The sequence below is a fragment of the Achromobacter sp. 10T422 genome (assembly GCF_056394065.1).
The window spans coordinates 243,468-263,525 of sequence record NZ_JBFTHD010000006.1 but is presented as its reverse complement, the minus strand read 5'-3'; the positions used below and the strand labels follow the sequence as shown (position 1 = coordinate 263,525).

General features: G+C 65.1%; 16 protein-coding genes. 7 read left to right on the top strand and 9 right to left on the bottom strand.

Annotated elements, in window-relative coordinates; all coding sequences use genetic code 11:
- Positions 1-31: 31 nt before the first annotated feature.
- Genes fdhF through AC1DB0_RS17680 form a run of 3 tightly spaced genes read right to left on the bottom strand, consistent with a single transcriptional unit; the run spans position 32 to position 5,058 of the window.
- On the bottom strand, positions 32-2,908 hold the full coding sequence (gene fdhF / locus AC1DB0_RS17690; protein ID WP_054422584.1) for a formate dehydrogenase subunit alpha: 2,877 nt from the start codon (positions 2,906-2,908) through the stop codon (positions 32-34).
- Between the two features lie 15 nt (positions 2,909-2,923).
- Complete coding sequence (locus tag AC1DB0_RS17685) at positions 2,924-4,504, bottom strand: formate dehydrogenase beta subunit (protein ID WP_476757986.1); 1,581 nt, start codon at positions 4,502-4,504, stop codon at positions 2,924-2,926.
- On the bottom strand, positions 4,501-5,058 hold the full coding sequence (locus tag AC1DB0_RS17680; protein WP_476757987.1) for a formate dehydrogenase subunit gamma: 558 nt from the start codon (positions 5,056-5,058) through the stop codon (positions 4,501-4,503). Before AC1DB0_RS17680 ends, AC1DB0_RS17685 begins: the two co-directional genes overlap by 4 nt.
- 144 nt (positions 5,059-5,202) lie before the next feature.
- Here AC1DB0_RS17680 and AC1DB0_RS17675 point away from each other — a divergent pair, with 144 nt between their 5' ends.
- The 3 genes from AC1DB0_RS17675 to mobA all read left to right on the top strand — a co-directional run bounded on the left by AC1DB0_RS17675 (position 5,203) and on the right by mobA (position 8,112).
- Entirely contained in the window at positions 5,203-6,282 is a 1,080-nt protein-coding gene (locus AC1DB0_RS17675; RefSeq protein ID WP_346551067.1) for a substrate-binding domain-containing protein, read from the top strand.
- A gap of 68 nt (positions 6,283-6,350) precedes the next feature.
- Positions 6,351-7,466, top strand: coding sequence for a GTP 3',8-cyclase MoaA (moaA, locus tag AC1DB0_RS17670; RefSeq protein ID WP_476758713.1), 1,116 nt, complete (start codon positions 6,351-6,353; stop codon positions 7,464-7,466).
- A 16-nt stretch (positions 7,467-7,482) separates the two neighbouring features.
- Positions 7,483-8,112, top strand: coding sequence for a molybdenum cofactor guanylyltransferase MobA (gene mobA / locus AC1DB0_RS17665; protein WP_476758052.1), 630 nt, complete (start codon positions 7,483-7,485; stop codon positions 8,110-8,112).
- A gap of 40 nt (positions 8,113-8,152) precedes the next feature.
- Here the strand turns inward: mobA and AC1DB0_RS17660 are convergent, their stop codons facing one another.
- Genes AC1DB0_RS17660 through moaC form a run of 5 tightly spaced genes read right to left on the bottom strand, consistent with a single transcriptional unit; the run spans position 8,153 to position 11,088 of the window.
- Positions 8,153-9,358: a molybdopterin molybdotransferase MoeA gene (locus AC1DB0_RS17660; RefSeq protein ID WP_476757988.1), complete on the bottom strand. Its 1,206-nt coding sequence runs from the start codon at positions 9,356-9,358 to the stop codon at positions 8,153-8,155.
- A gap of 3 nt (positions 9,359-9,361) precedes the next feature.
- Positions 9,362-9,883, bottom strand: a complete 522-nt coding sequence (gene moaB / locus AC1DB0_RS17655; protein ID WP_476757989.1) for a molybdenum cofactor biosynthesis protein B — start codon at positions 9,881-9,883, stop codon at positions 9,362-9,364.
- Positions 9,880-10,362: a molybdenum cofactor biosynthesis protein MoaE gene (locus AC1DB0_RS17650; RefSeq protein WP_054423294.1), complete on the bottom strand. Its 483-nt coding sequence runs from the start codon at positions 10,360-10,362 to the stop codon at positions 9,880-9,882. The genes moaB and AC1DB0_RS17650 overlap by 4 nt, the downstream gene beginning before the upstream one ends.
- 5 nt (positions 10,363-10,367) lie before the next feature.
- Complete coding sequence (locus tag AC1DB0_RS17645; protein ID WP_054422576.1) at positions 10,368-10,619, bottom strand: MoaD/ThiS family protein; 252 nt, start codon at positions 10,617-10,619, stop codon at positions 10,368-10,370.
- The gene (gene moaC, locus AC1DB0_RS17640; protein ID WP_175170036.1) at positions 10,600-11,088 is read right to left on the bottom strand and encodes a cyclic pyranopterin monophosphate synthase MoaC; all 489 of its coding nucleotides are present in this window, start codon (positions 11,086-11,088) and stop codon (positions 10,600-10,602) included. The genes AC1DB0_RS17645 and moaC overlap by 20 nt, the downstream gene beginning before the upstream one ends.
- 136 nt (positions 11,089-11,224) lie before the next feature.
- Between moaC and AC1DB0_RS17635 the strand changes: the two genes are divergently transcribed.
- Both AC1DB0_RS17635 and AC1DB0_RS17630 read left to right on the top strand, forming a co-directional pair.
- Positions 11,225-14,944: a DUF748 domain-containing protein gene (locus AC1DB0_RS17635; protein ID WP_476757990.1), complete on the top strand. Its 3,720-nt coding sequence runs from the start codon at positions 11,225-11,227 to the stop codon at positions 14,942-14,944.
- Positions 14,945-15,008: 64 nt separating this feature from the next.
- Positions 15,009-15,893, top strand: coding sequence for a dienelactone hydrolase family protein (locus AC1DB0_RS17630; protein WP_054422573.1), 885 nt, complete (start codon positions 15,009-15,011; stop codon positions 15,891-15,893).
- 1,272 nt (positions 15,894-17,165) lie between these two features.
- Here the strand turns inward: AC1DB0_RS17630 and AC1DB0_RS17625 are convergent.
- Positions 17,166-17,591: a hypothetical protein gene (locus AC1DB0_RS17625; protein ID WP_175171512.1), complete on the bottom strand. Its 426-nt coding sequence runs from the start codon at positions 17,589-17,591 to the stop codon at positions 17,166-17,168.
- A 265-nt stretch (positions 17,592-17,856) separates the two neighbouring features.
- Between AC1DB0_RS17625 and AC1DB0_RS17620 the strand changes: the two genes are divergently transcribed.
- Together AC1DB0_RS17620 and AC1DB0_RS17615 are read left to right on the top strand one after the other, a co-directional pair.
- Positions 17,857-18,360, top strand: coding sequence for a peroxiredoxin (locus AC1DB0_RS17620; protein WP_054422572.1), 504 nt, complete (start codon positions 17,857-17,859; stop codon positions 18,358-18,360).
- A gap of 86 nt (positions 18,361-18,446) precedes the next feature.
- Entirely contained in the window at positions 18,447-20,051 is a 1,605-nt protein-coding gene (locus AC1DB0_RS17615; protein WP_476758053.1) for an MFS transporter, read from the top strand.
- Positions 20,052-20,058 lie beyond the last annotated feature (7 nt).

Sequence of the window (20,058 nt, the reverse complement as noted above, 5' to 3'; positions counted from 1 at the left end):
TGGCATCCAGGGCGGTCGAGGCCGGCAGGGGTTATTTCCCGGTCAGCGTCGCTTCGTTTTCGCGCGATCGCTCGCGCAGCAGCTTGTGCTGGATGTCTTCAAAGCGCGACCATTGGCGCTGCCATTCCGAAGGCTGGGACACGCGCGTGACCTGCACGGCGGTGACCTTGTATTCGGGGCAGTTGGTCGCCCAGTCGGAGCTGTCCGTCGTAACGACGTTGGCGCCGGACTCGGGAAAGTGGAACGTGGTGTATACCACGCCCGGCTGCACCCGGTCGGTCAGCGTGGCGCGCAACACGGTCTCGCCTGCGCGGCTCTGGATGCCCACCCAATCGCCTTCGGCCACCCCCCGGTCTTCGGCGTCTTGCGGATGCAGTTCCAGCACGTCTTCGCCATGCCACATCACGTTGGGCGTGCGCCGCGTCTGCGCGCCCACGTTGTATTGCGACAGGATGCGGCCCGTGGTCAGCAGCAGCGGGAAGCGCCGCGTGCTGCGTTCGTCGGTCGGCACGTACTTGGTGATCATGAACTTGCCCTTGCCGCGCACGAAGGCGTCGATGTGCATGATGGGCGTGCCTTCCGGCGCGTCGTCATTGCACGGCCATTGCAGGCTGCCCAGCTTGTCCAGCTTCTCGTAGCTGACCCCCGCGAACGTGGGCGTCAGCCGCGCGATCTCTTCCATGATTTCGCGCGGGTGCGTGTAGGGCATGGGATAGCCCAGCGCGTTGGACAGCGCGACGGTCACTTCCCAGTCCGCCTTGCCGTTCTTGGGTTCCATCACCTTGCGCACGCGCGAGATGCGGCGTTCGGCGTTGGTAAACGTGCCGTCTTTTTCCAGGAACGACGAGCCCGGCAGGAACACATGGGCGTACTTGGCGGTCTCGTTCAGGAACAAGTCCTGCACCACGATGCATTCCATTGCGGCAAGGGACGCCGCCACGTGCTGCGTGTTGGGGTCGGACTGCACGATGTCTTCGCCCTGGCAGTACAGGCCCTTGAACGTGCCGCCCAACGCCGCTTCGAACATATTGGGAATGCGCAGGCCGGGTTCGGGCTGCAAGGTCACGCCCCAATCCTGTTCGAATTGCGCGCGCACGACGTTGTCGGAAATGTGGCGGTAGCCGGGCAGTTCGTGCGGGAACGAACCCATGTCGCACGAGCCTTGCACGTTGTTCTGGCCGCGCAGCGGGTTCACGCCCACACCTTCGCGGCCGACGTTGCCGGTGGCCATGGCCAGGTTGGCAATCGCCATGACGGTGGTGGAGCCCTGGCTGTGTTCGGTGACACCCAGGCCGTAATAGATGGAGCCGTTGCCGCCGGTGGCGAACAAGCGCGCCGCGCCGCGCACGGCTTGCGCCGGCACGCCGGTGATTTCCTCCATCGCTTCCGGTGAATTTTCCGGCAGCGAGACGAAGTCGCGCCATTCGTTGAACGCCTTGGTGTCGCAGCGTTCGGCCACGTAGTCTTCGGCGATCAGGCCTTCGGTGGCGATCACATGCGCCAGCGACGACAGCAGCGCCGTGTTGGTGCCGGGCCGCACCTGCAAGTGGAAGTCGGCCTTGATGTGCGGCGAGCTCACCAGTTCGATGCGGCGCGGGTCAATCACGATCAGACGCGCGCCTTGCCGCAGCCGCCGCTTCAGCCGCGATGCGAACACGGGGTGGCCGCTGCTGGGGTTGGCGCCCATCACGATGACCACGTCCGTGTGCATGACGGAATCGAACGTCTGCGTGCCAGCGGATTCGCCCAGCGTCTGCTTCAGTCCGTACCCCGTGGGCGAATGGCACACGCGGGCGCAGGTGTCGACGTTATTGGTGCCGAACGCGGCACGCACCAGCTTTTGCACCAGCCACGTTTCTTCGTTGGTGCAGCGTGACGACGTGATGCCGCCCACGGCGTCGCGGCCGTACTGGCTTTGGATGCGGCGGAACTCGGACGCCGCATAGTTGATGGCCTCGTCCCAGGACACTTCCTTCCAGGAATCGGTGATGTGCTTGCGGATCATGGGCTTCAACACGCGCTCTTTATGCGTGGTGTAGCCCCAGGCAAAGCGGCCCTTCACGCAGGAATGCCCGCGGTTGGCCTGGCCGTCTTTCCACGGCACCATGCGCACGACTTCCTGGCCCTTCATCTCGGCCTTGAAGCCGCAGCCCACGCCGCAATACGCGCAGGTGGTCACCACCGAGTGTTCGGCCTGGCCCATCATGATGACGGTCTTTTCTTGCAGCGTAGAGGTCGGACAGGCTTGCACGCACGCGCCACAGGACACGCATTCGCTGTCCAGGAAAGGCTGGTCCTGCCCCGGCGATACGCGCGATTCGAAGCCTTTGCCCGAGATCGTCAGCGCGAACGTGCCTTGCGTTTCTTCGCAGGCGCGCACGCAGCGGTTGCACACGATGCATTTGGACGCGTCGTAGCTGAAGTAGGGGTTGGACTCGTCGGTCTTGGCGTCCAGGTGGTTGGCGCCATCGTAGCCGTAGCGCACGTTGCGCAGGCCCACCACGCCCGCCATGTCCTGCAATTCGCAATCGCCGTTGGCGGGGCAGGTCAGGCAGTCCAGCGGGTGGTCCGAGATGTACAGCTCCATCACGCCGCGGCGCAGCTCGTGCAGCTTGGGCGTCTCGGTAAAGACCACCATGCCGTTTTCAGCGGGCGTGGTGCATGACGCCGGATAACCGCGCCGGCCTTCGATCTGCACCAGGCACAGCCGGCACGAGCCAAAGGGTTCCAGGCTGTCTGTCGCGCACAGCTTCGGGATGTTGATGCCCGCTTCGGCGGCGGCGCGCATCAGCGAGGTGCCTTCGGCCACCTGGATTTCCTGGCCGTCGATGGTCAGGGTGATGGTTTTTTCAGAGACGCGCGCCGGCGTGCCCATGTCGCGGTCGCGCTTGATGACGGTTTCTAGCATGGTGGTCTCTCGGGTTCAGGCCGCGTGCGCGGCAGACTGCGGGGACTCGATGCCGAAGTCCTGCGGAAAATGGTTTAGCGCCGACAGCACGGGGTAGGGCGCCATGCCCCCCAATGCGCAGAGCGAACCGCCCATCATCGTGTCGCACAAGTCGCGCAGCAGATGCACCTGCTGTTCACGTTGTTTGGTGTCGGCCCCGCCTGCTGCGATCTTGTCGATGGTTTCGACGCCGCGCGTGGAGCCGATGCGGCACGGCGTGCATTTGCCACAGGATTCGATGGCGCAGAACTCCATCGCGTATCGCGCCATGCGCGCCATGTCGACGGTGTCATCAAACGCCACCAGCCCGCCGTGGCCGATCATGGCCGAGATCTGGATGTAGGCCTCGTAGTCCAGCGGCACGTCCCATTGCGATTCGGGCAGATACGCGCCCAAGGGGCCGCCTACCTGCACGGCGCGCAGGGGCCGCCCCGATGCGCTGCCGCCGCCAAACGTGTAGAGCAGATCGCGCAGGCTCAGGCCGAAGGCCTTTTCCACCAGGCCGCCTTGCTTCAGGTTGCCCGCCAGCTGAAACGGCAGCGTGCCGTGCGAGCGGCCCACGCCGTAGTCGCGGTAGTACGCCGCGCCCTTGGCCAGGATGATGGGCACCGTTGCCAGCGAGATCACGTTGTTGATCACGGTGGGCTTGCCGAACAGGCCCGATATCGCGGGCAGCGGCGGCTTGGCGCGCACCACGCCGCGCTTGCCTTCCAGGCTTTCCAGCAGGGATGTTTCTTCGCCGCAGATGTAGGCGCCCGCGCCCTTGCGCACTTCCAGGTCGAACTGGCGGCCGCTGCCGTGCACGTCGCGGCCCAGCCAGCCCACGCTGCGGGCGCGCGCGATGGCGGCTTCCAGCGTCTCGATGGCGTGCGGGTATTCGGAGCGCACGTAGATGTAGCCATAGGTGGCGCCCACGGCCAACCCGGCAATCGTCATGCCTTCGATCAGCACATAGGGGTCGCCTTCCATCAGCAGGCGGTCGGCGAAGGTGCCGGAATCGCCTTCGTCGGCGTTGCAGACGATGTATTTCTGATCGCTGGGCGAACCCGCCACCGTCTTCCATTTGATGCCTGTGGGAAACGCTGCGCCGCCGCGGCCGCGCAAGCCCGAGGTGACCATTTCGTCGATGATCTCGGCCGGCTGCATCGCCAGCGCCCGCTTCAGCCCGGCCAGGCCGCCATGCGCGGCGTAGTCCTGGATGGATAGCGGGTCGATCACGCCCACGCGGGAAAAGGTCAGGCGTTCCTGCTGTTTCAGATAGGGGATGTCTTCGGTCAGCCCCAGGCGCAGCGCGTGCGCGTCACCCGTAAGCCAGCCTGCATCGAACAAGCCGCCCACGTCTTCGGGCGCTACCGGCCCGTAGGCGATGCGGCCTTCAGGCGTGGCGATTTCAATCAGCGGTTCCAGCCACAGCAGCCCGCGCGAGCCGTTGCGCACCACCTGCACGGACAGCCCGCGCTCGTCGGCAATGCGTTCAATGGCGTGCGCCACGGCGTCGGCGTCCATGGCCAGCGCCGCGGCGTCGCGCGGCACGTAGATGACGATGGGGGCGCTCATGACGTGGTCTCCAGCGTGCGGGTCAGCAAGCGGTCGAGCTTGTCGGGGGTGACGCGGGCATGCGGCTGGCCATCGATCATCACGGCGGGCGACTGCGCGCACAGCCCCAGGCAGTACACGGGCTCCAGCGTGAAATTGCCGTCAGGCGTGCTGGCGTAGAAACCGCAACCCAGTTTGGCCTGCGCATGGGCGGCCAAATCGTCGCCGCCCATGGCCTGGCAGGATTCCGCGCGGCACACTTCCAGCGTATGGCGCGCGGCCGGCTGGCTGCGGAAATGGGGGTAGAAGGTGATGACGCCATGGACTTCGGCGCGGGACAGGTTCAGGGCCTCGGCGATGGTTTGCACCGCCTCGGCCGGAATACAGCCCAATTCGTGTTGCACCTGGTGCAGCACCGGCAGCAAGGGGCCGGGCAGGTCTTTCAGGCTGGCCACGATGCGGGCGGTGGCCGCAATGGCGGGGGTGGCGGAATGCTGAGCGGCGTCCAGGGCCAGGGGGCCGCCCCGGGCGCCCCCGCTGGACGCCAGATCGGATTTTGCCTCGCGCTGATGCACGGTGGTCTCCTCCAGGTGAACTGGGTGTTGTTGTGGGCCGGAATACGTGGCGTTTAATATGTTTTTAAAAACATAATAAATGCCCGTCCGCCGCGTTATTTGTGTACTCTAACCACGTACTTGAACGCCTTCAATAAGAAATAAATGACATATAAGTTCCGAATCGGCCTGCGGCCGCAATGGACATTGGGGACAGACGACGATTCGGCGCCCGTGCCATTGCAGGACATGCTGGCCTTGCTGGCCGCCATCGACGCCACCGGCAACATCACGGGCGCGTGCCGCGCCTGCGGGTTGTCTTATCGGCACGCGTGGGGCGTATTGCGCCGCTTCGAGACCATCTTCGGCACGCAATTGCTCATCACCAATCGCCGCCAAGGCACGCAGCTGGCGCCGTTTGCGCAGCGTCTGCTATGGGCCAACCGCCGCATCGAAGCGCGGCTGATGCCCACGCTGGACAGCATGGCGTCCGAATTGCAGGAAGAGCTGGAACGGCTGCTGCCCGAAAGCGGTCCGCACTTGCGGCTGCATGCCAGCCACGGTTTTGCGGTGGAATCGCTGATGCAGCACATGGGCGGCAGAAAGCCCGGGCTGGAACTGCGCTACCGCACGGCGATCGAGGCGCTGGCCTCGCTAGAGCGCCATGAATGCGATCTGGCGGGGTTTCAGGTGCCGCAGGGCGATTTCGAATCGCCCATCATGGAACGCTACGCGCAGTGGCTGCACGCGGATGAATACCTGCTGATCCACCTGGCCGTGCGCAACACGGGTCTGTTCGTGACGGCGGGCAACCCCAAGCAGATTCGCGGCATGGCCGACCTGGCGCGCCCCGATGTGCGCTTCGTGAACCGCCAGATCGGGTCCAGCACGCGTTACCTGGTGGGGCTGATGCTGCAACGCGCGGGCGTCTCCATCGGCGAGGTCCAGGGCTACGAAACCAACGAATTTACCCATATGGCGATTGCCGCGCACATTGCCAGCGGCATGGCGGACACGGGCGTGGGCGTGGAAACCGCCGCCTGCCGTTTCGGGCTGGACTTCATCCCGCTGGTGCGCGAGCGCTACTTTTTCGCCATCCGCAAATCGTCGCTGGAAACCCCGGCCATGCAGGATTTGCTGCGCATCATGCGTAGCGCCGATTACGTGGGGTACGTGGGGCAACTGGTTGGCTACGACGCCCGGGACACCGGGCGCTTACAAACGCTGGAAGAGGCCTTTGCCTGAAGGGCGATGCCCCTGCCTTCAGGATGACCTTGCGCCAGTGCAACGCGACGCCGAGATATGATCACCCCATGAGCAAAGTGATTTTCCTTGCCGACCGCCGGTCTGACCGCTCGGCCTGGCCCGCGCCCGGCGAACTGCCGCCGGCTGGCCAGCCCGCGCGGGATGCGCGCGCGCGCCCCTTGCGCGACTTGCGAATTTCGGTCACGGACCGCTGCAACTTCCGCTGCACGTACTGCATGCCGCGCGAAGTGTTCGACAGCAGCTACACCTTCATGCCGCATGCCGACCTGCTGTCGTTTGAAGAGATCARCCGCCTGGCCGGCATCTTCACGCAGCTGGGTGTGGAAAAAATTCGCCTGACTGGCGGCGAGCCATTGCTGCGCAAACACATCGAAAACCTGGTGGGCCAACTGGCCAGCTTGCGCACGCTGGAAGGCAATCCTCTGGACTTGACGCTGACGACCAACGGCAGCGTGCTGGCGCGCAAGGCCGCGGCGCTGAAGGCGGCTGGCCTGACGCGGGTCACCGTCAGCCTGGACGCGCTGGACGCCGCCATGTTCCAGGACATGAGCGACAGCGGCTTCACGCCCGATGACGTGCTGCGCGGCATCGATGCCGCCGCCGAAGCCGGGCTGGCGCCTGTGAAGGTCAACATGGTGGTGCGGCGCGGGTTGAACGACGCGCAAATCCTGCCGATGGCCGAACGCTTCCGTCACAGCGGCCACATCCTGCGCTTCATCGAATACATGGACGTGGGCAACACCAACGGCTGGAACCTGGCCGAAGTGGTGCCCAGCCAGGAAGTGCTGGACCGCATCGGCGCCGTTCATGCGCTGGAACCCGTGCAAACCACCGAGATGGGCCGCGTCGCCGAACGCTGGCGCTATGTGGATGGCGGCGGCGAAATCGGCGTCATCTCCAGCGTCACGCATGCGTTTTGCGGCGGCTGTACGCGCGCGCGCCTGTCACCGGAAGGCAAGCTCTTCCTGTGCCTGTTCGCGCACGAAGGTTACGACTTGCGCGCACCCTTGCGCGATGGCGCAAGCGACACCGAATTGGCGGCCATCCTGGCGGGCATCTGGTCGGGGCGCAACGATCATTACTCGGAACTGCGCGGCCGCAACATGGCCGACCCCACGCCCGACCCCGGCCGCAAAGTTGAAATGAGCTACATCGGTGGCTGACTCCGCAACGCCGCACATGCGCATCGCCGGCCTGATCCTGGCGGGCGGGCAGGGGTCTCGGATGCAGCATCAGGACAAGGGGCTGGTCGAGTTGAACGGCGAGCCGATGGTGGCGCACGTGGCGCGCCGCCTGGCGCCGCAGGTGGGGCGCGTGATCATCAGCGCCAACCGGCATCTGGACCGCTATGCGCAATACGGCCAGGTGGTGGCCGACGGGGAGCCCGAGCTGGGCGCGTTTCAAGGCCCGTTGGTGGGCATCGCGGCAGGGCTGACTGCGGCCGCCGCTGAACACGATGATTGGCTGGTGGTGACGCCGTGCGATACGCCTTTTCTACCTGATGATCTGGCGGCGCGGCTGATCGCTGCGGCGGCATCGGCCGATGCACCGCTGGCGCACGCCGTGGCTGGCGGCCAGCAGCATTCGGCCTGCATGGCCTTACGCACGACGCTGCTGCCGGCCTTGCTTGAATATCTGCGGGCGGGCGACCGCAAAGTGGGCTTGTGGCAAGCCCGCATGGGCGGCGTCGAAGCGCGTTTTGACGACACGCCCGACGCCTTCATGAACGTCAACACGGCGGAGGAATTGGCCGCGGCGGCGCAATACGCCAGCTGTCATGCGACCGCCGCGGCGCCAGCCGCCAAGTAAGCCGCCCAGTAAGCCGCCACGCCAGCCGCTACGTCACCCGCTACGCCAGCCAGTGGCGCAAGTCGTAGTACGGCACACGATCCTGATCGTTGACCAGGACATCGGCCGGCAAGCGCGCCAGCCCTGTTGCCCACGGCATTGAGCTGATCACGCCTGACCCCTGGTGGCCGTAAGGCACCAATTCACTGCCGCCATGCTCGGCCGTGCGGCACTGGACGCGCAGGAATTCTTCGCGGCCATCCTGACGCGGACGCTCGGTGCGCAAAGGCAGCAGGCTGACAGGCGGGAAGATGGTTTCGCGGCCCTGCATGCGGCGCACCAGCGGCGACACCAGCATCGCAAACACGGCATAGGCCGACACCGGATTGCCGGGCAGGCTGACGACGGGCGTGCCGCCAATCTTTGCCAGCGCGACCGGTTTGCCGGGCTTCATGCGCACCTTCCACAGCGACAGTTCACCGCCCAACGTGGCCAGCGCCGGCTTGACCAGGTCGCGCTCGCCGACGGACACGCCGCCCACGCTCAGCACCAAGTCGCAATCGGCCAGCAAGGTCTTGAAGGCAGCAAGCAGATCGGCTTCCGTATCGCGCGCATGCAAGACGTGCACGGGCAGGGCGCCCAGGCCGCGCACCAGCGCGGCGAGCATCGGGCCGTTGGAGTTGTAGATCTGTTCCGGCGCACGCGGCGTGCCGGGCGGCACGAGCTCATCGCCGGTGGTCAGGATGCCAACGCGCAACTGGCCCACGACCGGCACGCTGGCCAGCCCTTGCGACGCCAGCAGCGCCACGTGCGCCGCTTGCAGCAGCGTGCCTGCGGCCAGCAAGGGCGCGCCGGTCAGCGTGTCTTCGCCACGGCGGCGAATGTGCTGGTTGGGCGCGGGCTGGCGTGTGATCTCGACCTGGTTGTCGGCTTCGACCGTGTCTTCCTGCATGACGACGGTATCGGCGCCATCGGGAATCAGGCTGCCCGTGAACAGGCGGATGGCGTGGCCGGGTTTGAGCGGTTCGGGCACGTCGCCGGCATAGCAGCGTTGCTGGATGGGCAGGCGGGCGCCGGCCTGCCAATCGGCCACGCGCAGCGCATAGCCGTCCATGGCGCTGTTGTCGGCCGGCGGGATGTCCACGGTGGCTTCCAGGTCGGTTGCCAGCACGCGGCCCGCGGCGTCGTTCAGGGGGATGTCGTCGCGGCGTTGCAGCGGCCCTGCGGCATTGGCCAGCAGGGTCTGGGCTTGATCAAAATCCAGCATGGGTCAGTGGTCTTCTTCAGTGGGCTTGAAGTGCGAGGCGAAGTTGCACGGGCGGTGGCTGCTGTCGAACTGCTCGCGCAGGATCTGCGCCCAGGCGGTTTCGCAGGCGTTGTTCGATCCGGGCAGGCAGAAAATCAGCGTCTGGTTGGCCGACCCGGCAAACGCGCGCGACTGGATGGTGGAGCTGCCGATCTCGGTGTAGGAAATCTGGCGGAACAGTTCACCAAAGCCGGGAATCTCGCGGTCCAGGAGCGGCACGATGGCCGCCGGCGTATGGTCGCGATGCGAGAAGCCCGTGCCGCCTGTCGTCAGGATGATCTGCACTTCAGGGTCGGCGATCCAGTCGCTGATGACGCGGCGGATCTGGTAGATGTCGTCGCGCACGATGTCGCGGCGCACGCACTGGTGGCCCGCATGCGCCAGGTTATGGGCCAGCAGGTTGCCGGACGTGTCGTCACCCGCGCTGCGGGTATCGCTGACGGTCAGAACGGCGCAGGCCAGAGAGATGGGGATGGCTTCGCTCATGGGCGTTCCTTCGAGGGGGCGGTGTCTTCATCCCAGGAGTCCGTGCGGTCCTGGTCGGATTGGCGTTGTTCGACCCAGAAGCTGCTGCCGCCCGCAAGCGTCTCGCGCTTCCAGAAGGGGGCGCGCGTCTTCAGCGCGTCGATGATGTATTCGCAGCCGCGAAAGGCGTCGCCGCGATGAGCGCTGGCGGCCGCCACGAACACAATCTGGGCATTGCGGTGCAACGCGCCCACCCGGTGCACGATCACGGTGCCGGCCAGCTTCCAGCGTTCGCGGGCGGTGGCGGCAATGGCTTCGAGCTCGCGCTCGCACATGCCGGGGTAGTGTTCAAGAAAGAGCGTGTCGGTGGGCGCATCGGGCGCGTAGTCGCGCACATAGCCCACGAAGGTGACGATGCCGCCCACGCCGGGGCCGGCGCTGTCACGCAGCGCGGCCGTCAGCGCGGCGCCGTCGAAATCGGCTTCCTGGACGCTGATCATGGCGTTCAACCTCCGGTGACGGGTTCGAACACGGCGACCTCATCGCCCGGGCGAATCGCGGCCGTCGGTTTGGAATGGGTCTGGTTGATGGCCAGCTTCAAACGGCTGGCAGGTTCCAGCTGGGGATAACGCGCGCCCAGCGCGGACAGCAGTTGCGCGCCCGTGGAGTCGCCATCGAGCGGCCAGCTTTCCGTGCGCTTGCCGACCAGCTCCGCCACGCGGGCGAAGTACAGGAGATTAATCGTTGCGCCATTCACCGCTTTTTCCTCCCGCCTTGTACTTAAGGCGAACTTGTTCAACCACGATGCCCTTGTCGGCCGCCTTGCACATGTCGTAGATGGTCAGCGCGGCCACGCTGCACGCCATCATGGCTTCCATTTCCACACCCGTCTTGTAGCTGGTGCGGCACGTGGCCAGGATGTCGATGCGATGCGCGGCGTCGTCCAAAGAAAAGTCCACGCCGACGAACGCCAGCGGCAGGCTGTGGCACAGCGGGATCAGCTCGGCGCAGCGCTTGGCGGCCAGCACGGCGGCCACGCGCGCGGTGTTGAGCACTTCGCCCTTGCCTTGGCCCGGCTGCGTCAACAGCCCATAGGCCACGGCATTCATGCGGACGCTGGCGGTGGCAATCGCTACGCGCTCGGTATCCGTCTTGGCGATGACGTCGACCATGCGGACCTGGCCGGCTTCATCCAGATGACTCAAAGTGGGGGTGGTCGGGGGCATGGGAATCGGGATCGAGAATTGTTAATGTTTGAAAAGTGCGGTCCCGGCAGGCCGGGCGGGCCGCTGTTGCGCCTATGATAGACGAGCGTTAACCAGGGCGCGATAATCGCCTTCAACTCGTATCAGGAGACTCTCGATGCCCGTGCGGATGCCAAAGCTTCGGCTCACCCGGCGCGCCGGCAAGATCCTGGTGGGCATCGTGGCGTTTGTGCTGATCCTGTTCGGCGTTGCCGCCTGGCAAGTCCCCAAGGTACTGCACAACGTCCTGACGGACGACGTATCCAAGATGATTGGCCGCGACGTTTCCGTCGGCAAGATCAGCTTCAATCCCTTCACGCTCACCCTCCGCGCCCGCGACCTGGCCGTTGCCCAGCCGGGTTCGCAGACACCGCTGCTGACGCTGGCCGAACTGGATGCCAGCGCCGCCTGGAGCTCGCTGTTCTGGTTTGCGCCCGTCGTTGATCGTCTGACGCTGCGCCAGCCTACCATCAGCGTCGTGCGCGAAGACGTCACGCGTTTCAACTTCTCTGATATTTCCCAACGCATTGAGGAATTGTCCGCCGCCAAGCCCGCAGAACCGCCCAAGCCCGACGAAGGCCTGCCGCGTTTTTCGCTGAACAACATGGTGATCGAGGGCGGCACCATCACGCTGGATGACAAAGTCACCGGCCGCAAGCAGGTGGTGGATGAGCTGGCCGTGGGCGTGCCGTTCATTTCCAACTTCGGTTACGCCACCGACATCGACGTGCAGCCCCGGCTGCACTTGCGCATCAACGGCAGCCCGTTCGACCTGACGGGCGTGGCCCGCCCGTTCGACAAGGTGCCGTCATCGACCCTGCGCGTGGCCTTCAACGGCCTGCAACTGGAAAAGTGGGCGGACGTGTGGCCGATGCCGCTGCCGTTCAAGCTGGACAGCGCGCTGCTGGATTCCAATCTTCAAGTTGTGTTCGAGCAGCCCAAGGACGCGCCGCCGAAAATCCGCGTGGTGGGTGATCTGGGCCTGCGCCGCTTTGATCTGCATGACACCTCTGGCGACCGCCTGGCCGCCTGGAGCGCGCTGACGGTCACGCGTCTTGAACTGGAGCCGATTGCACGCCAGCTTTATATCGGCGAAATCGGCCTGTGGGCGCCGCAGATTCATGTGCGCCGCTATACGAACGAACATCTGAATTGGCAGGACGTCGTCGCAAAGCTGAAGGAGCTGGGCGGCATTGCGCCGACTGAAACGCCGGTCGCAGACAAGCTCAAGCGCGACATGGGGCTGAAGGTGGAGCCCAAAGGGGCGGCGGCGAAGGCCGAGGCGGAAACCAAGGCCCAGGTCTCCCCGGAGGCCGGTGCGGCACAAACCCCAGCCACGCCTGACGCGGCCGCCGTGCCCAGCAAGCCCGGCGTACCCGGCACATCGAACACGCCGGCCTCGCCCGGCACACCCACCACACCGAACACGCCGGCCTCGCCCGGCACATCCACCACCCCGAACACGCCGCCCGCGCCCGGCACATCCCCCACACCGAACACGCCCGCCGCACCCGGCGCACCCGCTACCGCCGCCACCACGCCGCCAGCCCCCGCTCCCGCGGAATGGAAAGTGACGCTGGATGCCTTCAACCTGCACGAAGGCGAGCTCTACGTCACCGACGCGATCAGCAAGCTCGATTACGTCATGACCGGCATGGCCGTCACTGTGGAAGGCGTGGAGATCCCCGAGGTCAAGGACCAGCCTGTCAACCTCTGGCTGACCGTGGACAACAGCACCGACGGCGGCTGGATACGCGCCAAGGGGCCGCTGGAGCTGAAGCCGCTGTCGCTGGAATTGGGCGTACGGATGGGCAACATCGCCTTGGCGCCGCTTGCACCTGCCGTGCGCAGCGTGGCGCCGATCCTGCTGCAAGATGGCCGCTTGGGCGCCTCTGCGCAGGTCCATGTCAAAGAAAAGGGCGGCGTGATTGATGCGTCCGCCACGGCCGTGCAAGCCGACCTGACGCAATTCAAGGCGCGCGACGAATCGCTCAAGCCCGCGCTGGATATCGCCCTGCAAACGCTGCACGTCACCGCTGACCGCCTGGCCATGGGCCCAGGGCAAAGCAACTTCACGGTGGCTGCCGCCGGCATCCAGGGCAACGGCAAGCTGGACTTGAAGGGCGCATTCACGCCGCAGCCGCTGACGCTGAAGTCGTCGGTGGACTTGTCCGAGCTGAACGTGGCCGCGTTCGCGCCGTATGCCGCATCCAGCCTGAATGCGACGGTGCGCGCCATTACGTTGGGCGCCAAAGGCAACGTCGACTTCGCGGCCGCGGCCGGCAATGCGCCGATGAAGGTCAACTGGAAGGGCGGCGTCGAAGTCACCGGCGTCGACTTGCAGGACCGCGTCAACAACGACGACTTCCTGAACTGGAAGCGCTTGGGTTTCGTGGGCATGGACGTGTCGGTGGCCGGCGACAAGATCGCGGCCAAGCTGGGCGACATCGCGCTGGAAGACTTCTACGGCCGCATCCTGCTGAACGCGCAGGGCCGGCTGAACGTGATGGACCTGATCGCCGCGCCTGGGCAGGCAGGCGGCTCGATCACGCAAGACACGCAGACGCCGGGCCGGCAAGCGGCCCCGCCTGCTGCCGCGCCCGCCGCCGCAGCCAAGGGCAGCTCGGGCAGTGCAAGCGCGGGCATGCCGGACATTGCGGTCAACAGCGTCACGCTGACGCGCGGCCGCATGACGTTTACCGACCGCTTCGTCAAACCGAATTACGTGGCGGAGTTGTCCGCCATCGAAGGCGCAATCACGGCCGTATCGTCCACCAATCCGCAGCCCGCCAAGGTCAAGGTGACGGGTCGCGTCTACACCACGGCGCCTTTGTCGATCAGCGGCATCGTGCAGCCCTTCGCCAAGTTCCTGACGCTGGACTTGAAGGCGTCGGCCAAGGGCGTGGACTTGCCGCGCTTCAACACGTATTCGGCCAAGTACGTCGGCTACCCGATCAAGCGCGGCAAGCTGTCGGTGGACCTTGAATACAAGATCAAGGACCGCGCGCTGCAAGCCTCGAACCACGTGGTGCTGAACCAGCTGACGTTCGGCGACAAGACCAACAGCCCCGACGCCACCAAACTGCCGGTGCTGCTGGCCGTGGCGCTGTTGAAGGATTCGCGTGGCAATATCGATATCAACCTGCCGATCTCGGGTTCGCTGGACGACCCCGAGTTCTCGGTGGGCGGCATCGTGGTGCGCGTGCTGATGAACCTGGTGGTCAAAGCGGTGACGTCGCCGTTCAGCCTGCTGGCCTCTGCTTTCGGGGGCGGCGAAGAACTGTCTTACGTGGAGTTCGCGCCTGGCAGCGCGGCGCTGACGGAAGACACGCTCAAGCGTATCGACACGCTGACCAAAGCGCTGACGGATCGCCCTGCATTGAAGATGGACATCAGCGGCCGCGCCGATCCCAAGACCGATCTGGACGGCCTGCGCCAAGCTTGGGTCGACAACCAGATCCGCGCCGCCAAGGCCGCCGACACCACGCCGCGCGGCAAGAAGCCGAACGTGGCGGGCGTCAAGGTTTCGCCCGCTGAACGCGCGAAGTATCTGGAAGCCGTCTACGACGACGCCGACATCAAGGACAAGCCGCGCAACTTCATCGGCATGTCGAAGTCGGTGCCGCCGGACCAGATGGAAGCAATGTTGCGCAGCGTGGCGCCGGTGGGGGATGAGCAGTTACGCCAATTGGCGGATGCCCGCGCGCAGGCGGTGTATGAGAAGTTGCAAGCCCAGGAAGGACTCGCGGATCGTGTCTTCATCGTTGCGCCGCAGCTGGACGCGGACGGCATCAAGGACGAGGGGCAACCCTCGCGCGTGGACTTCTCCCTGAAGTGAAACCAGCCGGTCAATCGGGGGTGCGCATCGCGTCCCCCGGCCTACTTTTGCCAGGAGATTCTCGATGAAAGATCAGGACGCGCACTTCGACAGCCTGTTGCCGCCTTTGCGGCTGGACCGCCGGGGTTTCATCGCCACAACCGTCGCCGCCGGCTTTTCGCTGGCAGCCGGCCCCGCCGTGGCTCAGACCGCCATCGCCACGGACGCCAAGGGGCTGACGGCCGGCAAGATCGATATCCCCACGACTGACGGCAAGATGCCTGCGTATCGCGCCGCGCCACAGGGCAAGAAGAATCTGCCGACGGTGATTGTGGTGTCCGAGATTTTCGGGGTGCATGAATATGTCCAGGACGTCTGCCGCCGTCTGGCTCACCTGGGCTATCTGGCGATTGCCCCGGAGCTGTTCGCGCGCCAGGGCGATCCGTCGAAGTACACCGAGATTCCAAAGCTGCAAGCCGAGGTGATCGGCAAAGTGCCAGACATTCAAGTGCAGGGCGACCTGGATGCGACGGCGAAATGGGCGGCGGCGAATGGCGGCGACGCTGACAAGCTGGGCATCGTGGGCTTCTGCTGGGGTGGCCGCCAAGTGTGGCTGTACGCAGCCCACAACCCGAAACTGAAAGCCGGCGCGGCGTTCTACGGCCAATTGGCGGGCGAACCGAGCGAGCTGAAGCCGAAGTCGGTGTTGAGCCTGGTGAACGAGCTGAAGGCGCCGGTGCTGGGCGCGTACGGCGGCAAGGACGCAGGGATTCCGCAGACGGACGTGGATAAGATGCGGATCGAACTGGCGAAGGGGCCGGCTGCGGCCAAGGCGTCAAGGATCGATGTCTATCCGGATGCACCGCATGCGTTTCATGCGGACTATCGGCCGTCTTATCGGAAGGCGGAGGCGGAGCAGGCTTGGACGCGGATGTTGGATTGGTTCAAGCAGAACGGGCTTGGAGTTTAGGGGGAGTTTTTTTGCGGCGGTTGATGGTCTTCGTGGGGCGGTTGACGGTCTTCGTGGGGAGGTCGATGGTCTTCGTGGGACGGTTGACGGTCTTCGTGGGGTGGTCGATGGTCTTCGTGGGACGGTTGACGGTCTTCGTAGGTCGCCCGTCGGCGCAGTGGCCCTGACTGCGCGCGCCCACGATTGCGGTCCGGAGCCTTCGCTCCGGACTGCCCCGTTGTCATCCTTGTCCGCCTTCGGCTCCCTTCGGATTCCCTCGGGCGCATCGAGGTTGCGCGCAGCCAGGGCCATCGCGCCGACGGGCTGCCGCTGTCTTGGCATGTCGAGCTGCTAGGGTGTGCCTTAGCCACGAGTGCTGCGGGGCCCGCCGAGTGGCGGCCGCGCGGGCGGCCTTACTCGGCATACGCGGCGGTGGGCGTTTGAGCAGTGTTCGCTTCGCGAGTTTGCGGAGTGGTTTTCTAATGGCCCGCCGCAGCTTTTTGGGGGGGGTAAAGGGTGGCGCGCGGCGCGCACTGTCTTGCGCATGGCAACCCGTTGCGCGCCACGCACTTGGGTTCAAGTGACGGGCATCATGCTTGGGTGAATGATAGGTTTCGGGTGACTTGCAGCAGCAATCGCGGCAAGCGATTCTTCCCACGTAGACAATCAACATCGTCAAGCGATTCTTCCCACGAAGACAATCAACACCGTCACGACGCAGCACATCACGATAGCCTCAAAAGGCCGCCCAGGCGGCCGGGTTGAGGCAAGCCCCGCAAGGCCACTTTCTGCAAGCGCACAGCGGCATCATCCCAACGTCAGACACCGCCAAGTCCCCGAGGCCGCCCGCGCGGCCGACAAGGGACGACACCGCAAATTGCTTCAAACGGCCACCAGCGCCAAAAAGAACCGGCGCCCAGCAGCCACACGCGAAGCGAACTTCGTCACGATGCACCACAACGCGTAAGCCCCCCAAGGCCGCCCGCGCGGCCGGCCGGGGGCGGGCCCCGCAAGATCTTCCACCACCTCTCTTGGTGCAGCAGAACCCCAAGCACACCGTTCTCCCCCGGGGCCGCCAAGATTCAACCAGCAGAGCCCGACGGGCCGGTGCCTGGGGGTGGGCGGGGAGTCGATAAGCCCGAGGGAATCCGAAGGCAGCGGCCGCAGGCCGCAACGAGGATGACGAAGGGAGCGTCCGGAGCGAAGGCTCCGGACCGCAATCGTTGACCCGCCCACCCCCAGGCACCGGCCCGTCGGGCGCCTTAAGAACCAACAACCCCACGTCAAAAAAAGCTACTGCGCCTTCTCCCCCGGCAACCCATCACTAACCTCTGCCAACACCCCCTTCATCTCCTCATATCCCATCACCCGCTCGTTCTGAAAGCTCCCCAGCACGCCCCGGCATCCATCTACGCCAGACCGCTTCATATCCTCCATCATCGTCTTCCCGTCTCCCAGGCCCTTCTGAAACAAGCCCTCGTATTCCTTAGACGAAAATCCATACTCCTCTGCGTACTGCATCAGGTTTTTCTTAGACGTCGCCTGATGCTGCGCCAAATCCGGTTCCGATGCGCCACAAGCACGGGCCGCGCCATTGGAGGCGCCTGCCGCGACAACGAAGGAATCGTATTGGGCCTGATCGGCCGCATCCGGGGCGGCCCAGGCCGGGGCCGTTGCGGTGGCCAGGACCCAAGCCAAGCCGGTCAAGATCTTTCGCATCATTGAATCTCCGCTCAATGCCCGCAGGGCTGGAAATAGCACTGAACACACACGGGAACCCCAAGCGCCGCGGGCGTGGGTTACTACATCATTATGGCAAGCAGCCGTTTCCTCGCCATGTAGCCAGGGTATGGAGTCGTTTCAGACTGTGCGACTTTCTTTCCTTGCGCGGTCTCACGCAGCAAGTGAGCCATACAGGAACTATGATGGCGGATGTGAGGCGCTCCTGCCTCAATGCATCACCCCCTACATCCTGGAGATTTACATGACGATCAAAGTCGGCGACCGCGTGCCGGATGGCACCCTGACCGAATTCATCGAAACCGAAACCGCCGGCTGCTCGCTGGGCCCCAACGCGTTCCAGGTCGCTGACCTGACCCGCGGCAAGACCATCGCTCTGTTCGCCGTGCCGGGCGCTTTCACCCCGACCTGCTCCGCCAAGCATCTGCCTGGCTACGTGGAACAAGCCGACGCCTTGAAGGCCAAGGGCGTGGATGAAATCTGGTGCGTGTCCGTCAACGACGCCTTCGTCATGGGCGCCTGGGGCCGTGAACAGAAGACCGAAGGCAAGGTTCGCATGCTGGCCGATGGCTCGGCGCTGTGGACCAAGGAACTGGGTCTGGAACTGGACCTGATCGCGCGCGGCATGGGCGTGCGTTCGCAACGCTACTCGGCCCTGATCGTCGACGGCGTGGTCAAGCAACTGAACGTGGAAGCGGCTGGCAAGTTCGAAGTCAGCGACGCCGCCACGATGTTGTCGCAAGTCTGATCTAACGTAGTTCCTGTCTTACCGCTCAACGCGGCAGGTTGCCTTTGCAGCCTGCCGTGCTATTGCCAGCAGCGGTTGCCAACGCCATGCTCGCCACCATCTCCTCTTTCTCGTCGCTGTACTTCGCGACCTTGCTGATGCTTATCGGCACGGGTCTGTTCAACACCTATATGGGTCTTCGGCTGACGTCACAGTCCGTCAGCGAAGTGTGGATCGGCGCGTTGATCGCCGGCTACTACCTGGGCCTGGTGTGCGGGGCGCGGCTGGGGCACAAGCTCATCATCCGCGTGGGACATATCCGCGCGTTCGTTGCCTGTGCGGCCATCGCCACCAGCATGATCCTGGCCCAGACGCTGGTCGACTCCATGCCGCTGTGGCTGGTGTTCCGCGTGATTTCAGGCGTGGTGATGGTGACCGAATTCATGGTCATCGAGAGCTGGTTGAATGAGCAGACGGAAAACCATCAGCGCGGCCGGGTGTTCTCGGTGTACATGGTGGTGTCCGGGCTGGGCACGGTGCTGGGGCAACTGGCGCTGACCGCCTACGCCACGCTGGACCTGCGTCCCTTGACGCTCGTCGCGATGTGCCTGGTGCTGTGTCTGGTGCCTATTGCCGTTACCGCGCGTTCTCACCCGCCCACGCCGTTGCCTGCGCCGCTGGATATCCGCTTCTTCATGCGCCGCGTGCCGTTGTCGATGACGGTGTTGTTCGTGGCGGGCAATCTATCCGGCGCCTTCTATGGCCTGGCTGCCGTCTATGGCGCCAAGCATGGTTTGTCGACGTCGCAGGCGGCTATCTTTGTCGCGGCCGCCGTTACCGCCGGCCTGTTGTCGCAATGGCCGATGGGCTGGCTGTCTGACCGCATCAACCGCGCGGGCCTGATCCGTTTCAACGCCTTGCTGCTGGTGCTGCTGCCCACGGTCATGTGGGGCTGGCTGACCTTGCCGTATTGGGCGATGGTGGCGCTGTCGTGCGTGTTCGGCATTTTGCAATTCACCCTGTATCCGCTGGGCGCGGCGTTCGCGAACGACCACGTTGAATCCGAGCGCCGCGTGAGCCTGTCCGCCGTGCTGCTCATGACCTACGGCGTGGGCGCGTGCATCGGCCCCATGGTGGCGGGGCTGCTGATGTCATTGGCTGGCCCCAGCATGTACTACGTGTTCATCTCGGCTTGCGCGTTGATCCTGGTCTGGCAGGTGCGCCCGACCCGCGTGACCGGCGCGCATCAGGTCGACGAAGCGCCAACGCATTTCGTGCCGATGCCCGACACGCTGCAAAGCTCGCCTGCCTCGGCGGTGCTGGACCCGCGTGTTGATCCTGAAAACGATATTGCGATGGAAATGGTGCAACCCGACCCGTCGGCCGCGCCTGCCCCGCCTGTGACGGATGTCGCGGGCGATGCTGAGGCAGCCCAGGCTGCGGCAGCCGATGCTGGGGTAGCAGAAGCTGGGGTAGCAGAAGCTGGGGTAGCAGAAGCTGGGGTAGCAGAAGCTGGGGCAGCAGAAGCTGGGGCAGCAGAAGCTGGGGCAGCCCATGCTGGGGCAGCCCATGCTGCGGCAGCCGATGCTGGGGCAGCCCATGCTGGTGGGCTCCCCGAAGCAGGAACCGTCGACGCTAGGGCAATCGGCGCCAGGACAGAAGCGGCAGCCGAGGCTGACGCTTCCGAACCCCAACGCCGCACCGGCACTTGACCCTGCG